9 protein-coding genes and 1 tRNA gene are annotated in these 10,520 nt (G+C 63.8%); 3 read left to right on the top strand and 7 right to left on the bottom strand.

What is annotated here, in order from left to right; all coding sequences use genetic code 11:
- Positions 1-221 precede the first annotated feature (221 nt).
- Both AC5P8J_RS19760 and AC5P8J_RS19755 read right to left on the bottom strand, forming a co-directional pair.
- Positions 222-578 carry an SH3 domain-containing protein gene (locus AC5P8J_RS19760; RefSeq protein ID WP_021202776.1) on the bottom strand — a complete coding sequence of 119 codons (357 nt, stop codon included), beginning with the start codon at positions 576-578 and terminating at the stop codon, positions 222-224.
- 136 nt (positions 579-714) lie between these two features.
- Positions 715-1,302, bottom strand: coding sequence for an FMN-dependent NADH-azoreductase (locus AC5P8J_RS19755; protein WP_111098172.1), 588 nt, complete (start codon positions 1,300-1,302; stop codon positions 715-717).
- Positions 1,303-1,429: 127 nt separating this feature from the next.
- Here AC5P8J_RS19755 and AC5P8J_RS19750 point away from each other — a divergent pair, with 127 nt between their 5' ends.
- Positions 1,430-2,422: a LysR family transcriptional regulator gene (locus AC5P8J_RS19750; RefSeq protein WP_005410175.1), complete on the top strand. Its 993-nt coding sequence runs from the start codon at positions 1,430-1,432 to the stop codon at positions 2,420-2,422.
- Between the two features lie 53 nt (positions 2,423-2,475).
- On the opposite strand, the gene AC5P8J_RS19745 is transcribed toward AC5P8J_RS19750, so the two are convergent.
- Positions 2,476-3,549 (bottom strand): DUF4241 domain-containing protein, encoded by a 1,074-nt coding sequence (locus AC5P8J_RS19745; protein WP_495217079.1) that lies wholly within the window; start codon positions 3,547-3,549, stop codon positions 2,476-2,478.
- 124 nt (positions 3,550-3,673) lie between these two features.
- Between AC5P8J_RS19745 and AC5P8J_RS19740 the strand changes: the two genes are divergently transcribed.
- Positions 3,674-3,763 (top strand) — tRNA-Ser (locus tag AC5P8J_RS19740).
- 647 nt (positions 3,764-4,410) lie between these two features.
- Here AC5P8J_RS19740 and AC5P8J_RS19735 read toward each other — a convergent pair.
- From AC5P8J_RS19735 to acuI, 4 genes are all read right to left on the bottom strand, one after another.
- On the bottom strand, positions 4,411-5,370 hold the full coding sequence (locus AC5P8J_RS19735) for a hypothetical protein (RefSeq protein ID WP_495217077.1): 960 nt from the start codon (positions 5,368-5,370) through the stop codon (positions 4,411-4,413).
- Positions 5,371-5,625: 255 nt separating this feature from the next.
- Positions 5,626-5,868 carry an Arm DNA-binding domain-containing protein gene (locus tag AC5P8J_RS19730; protein ID WP_242015525.1) on the bottom strand — a complete coding sequence of 81 codons (243 nt, stop codon included), beginning with the start codon at positions 5,866-5,868 and terminating at the stop codon, positions 5,626-5,628.
- 210 nt (positions 5,869-6,078) lie between these two features.
- Positions 6,079-8,832, bottom strand: a complete 2,754-nt coding sequence (locus AC5P8J_RS19725; protein ID WP_494540156.1) for a UvrD-helicase domain-containing protein — start codon at positions 8,830-8,832, stop codon at positions 6,079-6,081.
- A 150-nt stretch (positions 8,833-8,982) separates the two neighbouring features.
- Entirely contained in the window at positions 8,983-9,972 is a 990-nt protein-coding gene (gene acuI / locus AC5P8J_RS19720) for an acrylyl-CoA reductase (NADPH) (protein ID WP_019660308.1), read from the bottom strand.
- Between the two features lie 101 nt (positions 9,973-10,073).
- Between acuI and AC5P8J_RS19715 the strand changes: the two genes are divergently transcribed.
- A complete protein-coding gene (locus AC5P8J_RS19715; protein WP_019660307.1) occupies positions 10,074-10,427 on the top strand; it encodes a winged helix-turn-helix transcriptional regulator in 354 nt (117 codons plus the stop codon).
- Positions 10,428-10,520: the final 93 nt, after the last annotated feature.

Here is a 10,520-nt window from a genome sequence, read left to right as displayed (position 1 = left end):
GCTAGATCCTTTATCGACGTTAAGGTGCGGGATGGGGATCGCTCGGCTCGTCTGTCGGCTGCTATCCGCAGATATCATGTTGACGGTCCCTCCACCCTGGCTCCTACATACCGCGTAGGAGCCGGGAGGAACATACAAGCCTATGCTCGGCTGCTCCTGCCCCTCGCGGGCCGCATTGATTATCGGCGCTTCGCGCCGCCGCCCGAGCATAGGCTCGGGCGCTACCGGGTTTCTGCTGCCCTCAGCTTCTCCAGCGGCACCCATCCCGGTTCGCCGGTCTCCGGCACGCACCATGCCCATCCATTGAGCGTGCGCATTCCTCGCAGCAGCTGCCCCGGATCCACATCCAACTCCCGCGCGCAGTAATCCTCCGTGGCATAGGCGTCACCCTGCGCATTGCGACCGATCACCGGCGCCGGCACGAAACCGGGCTGCTGCCCCTTGGCCTCGCACAGGAACCAGTCTTCCCAGCCCTCCGGGCCTTCATAACGTTCGCCCACCACCAGCGCCTGGCCACGGCGCAGGGTGATCGGGTGCGGAAATTCGCTGCGGTGCGCAGCCGTCACGGTGTAGTCCATGGCCCCAGCCTAACGCGCCCACAAAAAAACGGCCCCGCAAAGCGGGGCCGCCAGGGTGGGCCGGGATGGGGGAGGGGATCCCGGCCCGCGTTCAGCGCCCAGACGAGGAGAGAGGGGCGCCGAACGCTGGGACGCGTTATGCAGCTACGGCTTCGGCCGCTTCGTGCGACGGCAGCGCCGCCAGCGCACCGGCAATGGCGTCTTCACGGTGCTGCGGCGAGTAGGCGATGCCCTCGGCGCGCACGAACTCGACCTCGTTGATGCCCATGAAGGCGAACACCTGGCGCAGGAACGGCTCCTGGAAGTCGGCCGGCGAGTCGGTGTAGATGCCGCCGCGGCTGCTGGCGATGATCACCCGCTTGCCACCGGCCAGGCCCACCGGGCCGTTCTCGGTGTACTTGAAGGTGCGGCCGGCCACGGCCACGCGGTCGATCCAGGCCTTCAGCGTGGACGGAATGCTGAAGTTGTACATCGGCGCGCCGATCACCACGATGTCGGCCTCCAGAAACTGCTGCATCACCTGTTCAGCATCGGTCGCTTCAGCGGCGTCGGTCCTGGCCAGCGAGCTGCTGCGCAGATGCGGTACCGGATTGGCGTCAAGATCGCGATAATCGACCTGCAAGCCGTCGATCTGGCTGGCGAGGCGGGCGACCACGGCGGCCGACAGCTGGCGCGAGACGGAGTTGTCGCCAAGCACGCTGGCGTCGAGATGCAGAAGCTTCATGGCAGTCACCTGTGTTCTGGGAGGAAGGGGCGGGGTGGCCCCGCCGACAGAGAGAACGATAGGTTGTTGCAAAGGCGGAATAAAGGTGGTTGAATGCCACGTATTGTTCTAGATATGGAACTCGGGTATGCATGACCTGAATGACCTGTACTACTTCGCGATGGTGGTCGACCACGGCGGATTCGCCGCCGCCGAGCGCGCACTGGGTATTCCCAAGTCGCGCCTGAGCCGCCGCATCAGCCAGCTGGAAACCGACCTGGGCGTACGCCTGCTGCAGCGCTCCACCCGCCGTTTCGCGGTCACCGATGTCGGCACCAGCGTCCATCGCCATGCGCAGACGATGCTGGCCGAGGCCCAGGCCGCCCGCGAAGTGGTGGACCGCCTCAGCGCGGAGCCGCGCGGCGTGGTGCGCGCCAGCGTGCCGGTGTCACTGGCGCAGATGCAGCTGCCCAAGCTGCTGCCCAAGTTCCTTGAGCAGTACCCGAAGGTGCGGCTGCAGCTGAACATCAGCAACCGCCGCGTGGACATCATCAACGAAGGCTACGACGTGGCCCTGCGCGTGCGTTCGCGCCTGGACGACGACGGCAGCCTGGTGATGCGCAGCTTCGGCCAGGTGCAGGAACTGCTGGTGGCCAGCCCGAAATACCTGGACCGCGCCGGCCGCCCCAAGGACCCGGAAGAGCTGACCCAGCACGTCACCCTCAGCATCAGTGAAGACGAAGCCCGCCAGCGCTGGGAACTGCATGGCCCGGAAGGCGAAGTGCGCCGGGTCGACCTGCAGCCGCGCGTGGCCGGCTTCGACTTCCCGCTGCTGCAGAGCATGGTGAAGGACGGTTTCGGCATCACCATGCTGCCGGAAACCGTGTGCGCCGACGCCGTGCGCAACGGCGAGCTGGAAGTGGTGCTACCGGACTGGTCGCTGCCGCAGGGCGTGTGCCACGCCGTGTTCGCCTCGCGCCGCGGCCTGCTGCCGGCGGTGCGCGTGTTCATCGACTTCCTGGCCGAGCATCTGCCGCCGCAGCTGGAGGCCTCGCGCCTGGATTGCGGTGGCGCCTGTGAAAAGGCCAAGGAGCGGATCAAGGCCAGTGCACTGGGTGCGCTGGCGGTGGATGCCGGCTGAGAGAGCTGAACGGTAGCGCCGGGCCATGCCCGGCGTTGCTGTTTTCCAGCTGATCAGTTCCGGCCGAACAGCCGGTCCCAGAAACTGCGGCGTCGCGCTGCGGCCGGTGGCGGTTCGGCCGCAACGACCGGCGCTTCCAGCACCGCCATCAACTCTGCGCTGCGTGGCTTCTTCAGGAACCGCGCGTAGTCCAGATAGCCGGTCACCTTGCTCATGTGCAGGCGCTCGGGCATCGCCGGTAGCTCGCCGCCCCGTAGCAGCACCCGCAATGCCTGCGGGCGGTCCAGGCGGATCGCCTCGTACACGGCGGTACCGCCGCAGCCCGGTTCGATCTGGTTGGCGCGCTGCGGCGCATCCTTCAGCAGGTCCTGCAATGCCTCCGTGTCGTCTCGTTCGACGGCAGCCACCAGTCGTGCCAGCGCCTCGGCTTCTGCAGCTGGCAGGTTGTCGCGATAGGCCTGGTCGGCAATCTCGCGCTCGTCGCGCCCATCGCCACCCTCGATGCACAGGAAATCGGTGACCAGGGCGACCGGAATGCCGGACGTATCCAGCCCCCAGTAGCTGGGATAGACACCGTCGCCCCAGCCGCTGGTGAAGGCCACCAGGCCGTGCGGCGAGTTCTCCCCCCAGGGGCGGTACTCGACGCCTTCGTCCAGGCCATCGTGGTCGATCAGTGCATCCGACCATTCACTCTCTTCGTCGCCATCGGCCTGTTCGATCAGGGCCAGCAGCGCTTGCTGGGTGTCGGTGTCCATGAAACAACCGATGCCAGCGTCGACCGGATAGCCGATGAAGCTGTCCTCATCCAGGCCGGTCAGATCCTGCGTGGTCCAGCGCGCCATCTGCCAGTGCAGGGCGGTCGCGGTAAGAGCTTCGCGGGGCTTGAACCAGACCACGGCCAAAGCCGGGCGGCCGCTGTGCACGATGATTTCGACCGGGTGCCGGCCCAGCGGGGCGGTGTAGTCGGCCAGCGCTGGTGCTTCGGCCTGGACAAGCGGATCGCAGACCACCAGATGCCCGCTGCTGACCGGCAGATGGCCGGCGAAGGTGCGGTGCAGGGCCACAGCGGCCAGCTGGGTGTCGTCCAGCAGGGTGGTGCGCAGGTTGGCCAGGTCGAGGTGGGCCATGGGGGCTCCGAGTGCGGTGAAGGCCCCCACCGTGCCGGATGCGGAGGGCAGGGGCAAGGTGGTCTTGGGCAAATGGCCTTCACGTGCGAGAATATGCCGCTGCCCGGGCGACCGGGACCCGATTGGAGAGATGGCCGAGCGGTTTAAGGCACCGGTCTTGAAAACCGGCGAAGGGTCAAACCTTCCGTGGGTTCGAATCCCACTCTCTCCGCCAGTCTTTGCAAAAAGCTCCTAGAAATAGGGGCTTTTTCGTTTCTACAGCCCTCGCTACCCGCCCGCTTACCCATCCACCTGCAAAGGTCGATTCTGTGCGATCTGCTGCCGAACCCAGCCTTGCACCTCGGCGGCCAGCCCCTAGGCATCATGGGCGTAACTACTACCCCGTTCGGGGCGGCAGTGGGCGCCTATATGCAGGTGCCGGCTGGTCGGCGCTACGCCGTGATCTTGTCTCGTTCCTGTCAGAGGATCGAGCGCGGTGTGGGGTTCCGGTTGACCGGGCCCCAGGGGGATGGAGCGGGCGCACGCGGGGGCGGGACGCTTCTACTATGCCGGCGCGACTGCCCTGATTCCGCGATCCGACAACGCCACGCAGTTCAGTGCATCCGGCCACTTCGTGCTGATCGACGTGACCGGCCATTGAATTTCGTACAGGCAGCGTCCAGGAGGTTATGTCGTGCTTCGGTTGAACGCTATGCCACGGGTTGGAGCAGATCCTCACGGTTGTTCCGCGGCCTGTTCACCGCCCGGGTGACCCGATAGGCCTCCATCGCCGGCGACTCGCTGGCCAGTTGCATGCGCAATGCATCGCGCGGGCTTGAGGCGCGTGGGAGGCCCGGGCTGCTGAGCGCCGCTCCAGTGGATCTATAGCCCTTGAAGAATGTAGTTGTTGAAATCGCTAGGCGGAGCTACGTCGACGTCAGCGCACGTGGAAGTGCGGGTCATTGGCCACTGTAGAGCGAAATAAATTGCTCTGCTCATTCTACTAGCTGCAGAAGAAATGTCCGATGCAGAAGTTGCGTCATTGTAATAGGACTCACCTATGATGATTCCCTGCGGCCAACTGATGGCATTGAGGCTGGCATCAATTGCCTTTAGCTGATTCTTTTCATTGCCATAGAGGTGGAAATCAAGCACATATGGTGGAAGAGGGCCATATAGTTCAGGGAGGAATGCGATTCGATCGGCGCTGTTTGTTGGTATTGAGAAGCCGATCGTCTCTGCGCGGCCAAAAATGTAAGTGAAGTTGGCCCACATTTTTTTTGTGTACTCTCGCCACAGGTAAGGGGCAGATGATGGCGGAGAACCCTCGTTCATTAAATCGACAAGAAATTTAATCTTTGATTCCCGCATGTAGGGCATCAAGTTGGCAATCAGATTCCAGTTCTCTTGAAAATATTCTTCGTGGGACGAATTCCACGTGGCGCCCGCCCACGATCCTGGTCCGTTGTCTAGCTGAGGGAAAAAAGCAACCACGACTTCTATGAATCCTGCGTTCTTGGCAGAAATCATCAGGTCTCGCAGGTTCTCCCGTTGTTGCAGAGGAAGGTTCCCGCCGTTAGAGGGGATGACAGTTCCCGTATTCGCATTCCGTGCGTGGAATACGCCAATACGCAATCGCTGCTGCCCACCCGACGCCATCTGCTTCAGTTGCGCATCGACCTCGTTCCGGAAGAGGTGATAATTGGAGAGCACGCCGTACGGCTCCCTTTGGCAACCTTCAATGTGGAGCCAATTGTAGTTTGATCCTCCGCGATAAGGTTGGGCATTCGTTGTGGGGTGGAAAGCCATTAGGAGAATGGCCAGCATAGCAATACGGATCATCATGTCGTCCTTCTTCCAAGGATCACCGAGCACTCAACATATTGCTTCCGCAAGTGCTAGAGACCCACAGTGCATGCATCGATGCGGATATTGAAATTGGGCTTAGCCTAGTTCTGCTAGAACTCTACCATGCGATTTGAGTGAGGGCGTCCGCCATCTTGAAAGCACAGGCTGATGGCGTAGTGAGTGACCGAAGCTTCGTGCCCGTACCAAATCTTTCTCTTGGTCATTGCGGGAATTGTGATTTCGCCGGATTCAGGGCAGGCAGCTCAACCCGCATGCGCGTCCTGCCGCCTCCCGCGCCCCGGCCAATCCGATCACGTGCAGCGGGCCCAAGCCCATTTCCGGGCGCTTCCCCTCAAATCGATACCTGAATACCCAGCTCTTTGCGCCAGACGCGGTCACCTGCAGGTACAGGCCGCCACCGTCCGGGTGGTAGCCTGGCCCGGCGATCGCCGCCACTCGTCTCGCCGTCAGGCGATTGATCTTCAATCCCATTTCCTACCCATCCATGTACCCGCCCAGTAAACGCTGCATCCCGCGAAGGCGTACGAACCAGACCGGATAGCGAAACGTAGCTGGCGCAGGGCCTGAGACTGGTTTCACGAAGGCGTACGAAAGCTAGGGAACCCTAGATTCAGACACTCTCTCCGCCAGGATTCCACAAGGCCCCTGGCGACAGGGGCCTTCTTGTTTTCTCAAGCTTCTCTACCCGCGACGCCCATCCTTCGGCTTGTTGTGGCACAACGGATAGCTGGAGCACGACCGGAACGCCCCATGCGGCCCATTGCGGTCCACGAACACGCCCACCCTGCACGCTGGGCAGCGCTCTTCCGAAATGGCCGCACCTGAAACCGCGGTCACTTCCACTGCTCCGTCCTTTACCAGCTCATCCAGGAATGGCGAGTGCTTGCCCTGCAGGGTGAACATCGCAACCGAGCGCCGCGCACGCGTCAGCGCGACATAGAACAACCGCCGTTCTTCGCTCAGTGGATAGGTATCCCCGTCCGGCATTGCCAGCGAAAGCACCGGGTCATCCGCGCGCAGGCTCGGGAAGCTGCGGTTGATCATGCCCAGCAGGATCACGTATTCCGCCTCGCGCCCCTTCGATCGATGGGCGGTCAGGAACTCGACCTCCATCGTGCTGCCAAAGGCCGTCTTCCAATCCAAAGGCATCGCGCTGCGGTCCGCGCGATACCGCCCTAGAATGAATACAGTCACGCGCCCGTTGCGGCCCTGCGGCACTGCACCTGACAACAGTTGCTGGTGCAGCTTCGAAAGGTACTGGCGAACGCCATCCTGCACCTCCTCACGCCGGTTCATCTGGAACGCCTGCAGCACCGGGCCGACTGCCGGCGCAGCAGAGCGGACCTTCTTGGCCATCTGCGCGGGGTTGCGGCTGATGAAGCGGCTGGAAACATCACACAGTGCCTGCGGGCAGCGGAACGTCTGCTCCAGTTTCAGCACCTGGCCATGCCCCATCCACTCGCGGAAACCGGTCATCACCGAAACGTCGGCGCCAGCGAAGCGATTGATCGACTGCCAGTCATCGCCCACCGCAAACAGATAGCGGCCCGGTTGGCTGACCAGCGCACGGCAGAGACGCGCACGGGCGCGCGAAGCGTCCTGGAATTCGTCGGCCATCACCAGTTCGTAGGGTGATTCATAGTGGCCCTGTTCCAGCAGACCGGCGGCCATGTTGAGCATGTCTTCGAAATCAATGCTGCGCTCGTCAGCCAGTGCATCGTCCCAGGCCTGGAAAACCGGCCCGGCGATCTCCAGGAAGCGCCGGTAGCGTTCCTTGAACTGATCCTCAGGCATCTGCCGCAGGCGCGCTGCCATATCGTCCAGCGTCAGGCAGTTGCTCTTGGCGTGCGCAATGAAGGTCCGCATCAAGCCGATCAGGTCGGCATCGGGCATCGGCCTGGCACCTTGGTCAGGCAGCTCGCGATCCGGGTTCGGGTCGAGTTCGACACCAGACGCACCCAGCCGCTCGGCCAGATCCTGCAGGGCCTGTCCACTGCGCAGGCCGAACGACGTCGTTTCGACCACTGCGGTGCCGCGTGCCGCATGCTGCGGCCGCTTCCAGTGCATCCCTTCGTTGTAGTTGGGAAAGTGCTTCGGCGGCTGGCCATCGGCATCCAGCGCAAAGTGCTCGTGACAGAGCCGGGCGTCCGGATAGTAGAAGTCCGGGCGATACTGGCGATGGGTATCCGTCGCGGTATCGAACTCGTAGCGCCGCTCGTAGTCATACGCCACGCCGTTGTAGAACAGCCAGTTGGCGATCACGCACTCTTCCAGGCTCTTTACCCGCTCGCCCTGCAGTGTGCGGATGTAGGGCGTGCCATCGCGGTCGTAGCCATCGGCCTCCATTTCCGCGCCGAATGGCGGCAGGTCGCGCCCGAACACCAGGCGGAACATGTCCCACTGGGTGCGGAAGTGGGTCGAGCGATCCTTCAGGTCGTCCACCAGGTCGGCCAGCTTGTTGAAGCCCAGCGCCGCGTCAATGGCCCATTCCGGGATACCGGGCTTGCGCCCCGTGGCCTTGGCGATGATGGACAGGCCCAGGGCGTGAAAGGTCCGGGCCTCCACTACGGTGTCGCCCATGCCGAGCCGGCTGAAGCATCGCTGTGCGCGCTCCTGCAGCTCCTGGGCGGCATCCTTGTTGAAGGCGAGCATTACGATCCGTTCGGGTTCGACAAAGCCGCGATCAATGGCATACGCGGCCTTGGCGACCATCGTGGAGGTCTTCCCGGAGCCGGCCGCGGCCACGACCTGCACGCGGTTGTCGAAGCAGATGACGGCGCGAGCCTGCTCCTCGGTCAGCGGCCTGCTCTCGACCCGGTCCAGGAAGGGCTTGGCCAGACCCAGTTCGCGGGTCGCCATTGCCTCATTGGCGTCCGCCCACACGGCGGGCCAATCCAGCTGCCAGTCGTGCAGTGCGTCCAGCGCCATGCGGTGGCCGGGCGCGTGCAGATCGTCGTGCAGCTCCTCGTCGAGGAACAGCTGCTCCAGCTCGGCTGGCGGGAGGGGCAGGGTGGGGCGGTCGGCCAGCAGCGCCTGCTGCTGTTCGTGCGTGATCCAGCGGCGGCCGGTGGTGCCTCGGTCGGCAAGCGCATCTGCCTCGGCCAGCCACGCCTGGATCTGCGCCAGAACGTGCTCAAACAGTGCCTTGCGCCCCCGCCTGGAGCGCGCGAAAAGCACGTGCTGCACGGCAGCGGCAAGCCGGGAGCCCTGGCTGTTGGGCAGCCCATCCACGGACAGTGCCTCACCGCGCTCGGTCGTCAGTTCGACCCTGGACCAGAGCACGCCGCGAACGACCCGCACGCTGTGTTCGTTCGCTACATGCTGGCGGTACTGCCTGCCGTCGATCAAAAGCGCGACCTGTTCGCCATCCAGCCGCAACTGCCAGTCCGGCGAGCGGGTCACACGCTGGCCCCAGCGCGAGGGGCGCCATTCCATAGACATCCAGATACTGCCTTGCGTACGTCACCGGGCGTAAAGCGCCCTTGCCGACCCATGATAAGGCGGCTTGGCATGGCACGCTGCGTTTCCGGTCACTCGCACACGCGCGCCAGCGATGGCATTGCACCCTCGCCAGCGCGACAGGCGTCAGGCGTTCACATCCACGACGATGCGGCCGCGCACCTTGCCGGGGATGATCTGCTCATAGACATCCAGCACCTCTGCCAGGCCGATCTGCTGCACGGTGCTTTCCAGCTTCCGCGGATCCAGGTCGGTCGCGAGCCGATCCCAGGCGCGCTGGCGAACCTCTTGTGGCGCATTCACCGAATCGATGCCAGCAAGGGTCACATTGCGCAGGATGAAGGGCAGCACCGAGCCGTGCAGCGCATCGCTCTGGGCCAGGCCACAGGCGGCCACGGCACCGCGGTACTTCGTTTCGGCGATGGCATTGACCAGCGTCGTGCCGCCGGCCACATCCACCACGCCGGCCCAGCGCTCGGCACTCACCGGCCGCTCGCGCGGCTCCGAAAGCTGCGCACGATCGATGATCTCGGCCGCACCCAGGTTGTGCAGATAGTCGGCGTGCTCCGGTCGCCCGGTGGCGGCCACCACGCGGTAGCCCAGCTTCGAGAGGATCGCCACCGCGATCGAGCCGACGCCGCCGTTGGCGCCGGTGACCAGCACATCGCCCTGTGCAGGCGCCACCCCGGCATGTTCCAGGGCCAGCACGCACAGCATCGCGGTGTAGCCAGCGGTGCCGATGGCCATGGCGTCGCGGGTTGTCAGGTTGTCGGGAATCCGGTTGAGCCACTCGCCCCGCACGCGCGCGCGCTGGGCCAGGCCGCCGTGGTGGCCCATGCTCAGGTCCCAGCCATTGAGCACGACGCGATCGCCTGGCTTGAAGTTGGCCCTGCTGGATTCCAGCACTACGCCTGCCAGATCGATGCCGGGAATGAGCGGAAACGTCCGGATGATCGGACTCTTGCCGGTGAGGGCAAGCGCATCCTTGTAGTTGAGCGTGGAGTACTCGACCTGTACCAGGACGTCGCCGTCCATCAGGTCGGCCTCGTCGAAATCGACCAGCTCGGTCGAGAGCTGGTTGTTCGTCTTGCGGGTCAGCAGTGCTTTGAACGTCATGGATGGCCTCACATTCACGGGATGGGGCCATGCTAGGCTCGCGCCTCTATCGCAACAAGAACGACGATTTTCCGTAGGTACTATGGTTTTCCGGAGTATGCATGCGTAGCAAACGGTGGGACGGCAAGAGTGGTTGCGCGGTGGAAGTCACGCTGTCGGTCATCGGTGGCGTGTGGAAGCCGATCATTCTGTTTCACCTGATGACCGGCAAGCGGCGTTTCATGGAGCTGACCCGGCGGGTGCCCAATGCCACCCAGTCCATGCTCACCAGCCAGCTGCGTGAACTGGAAGCAGATGGCGTTGTGATCCGCCACGTGTACCCGGAAGTGCCGCCGAAGGTGGAATACGAGCTGTCCGAGTTCGGCCGCACGCTGGTGCCGGTGCTGCTGGCCATGCGCGAGTGGGGAGAAACCTATCGCGGCCATGGAAGTACGGAAGGCGATTGCCAGGGTTGAAGACACTTCCGGTTCCACTGCGGCGGCGCATTCCGGCCGGATGCGCTCGCGCTTACACGCAATACGGATGGGTTGAATGACACCACCCGTAGC

The sequence above is a fragment of the Stenotrophomonas sp. YJH_SMC_37 genome, assembly GCF_059370035.1.
This window is presented reverse-complemented; position numbering and strand designations above follow the sequence as displayed.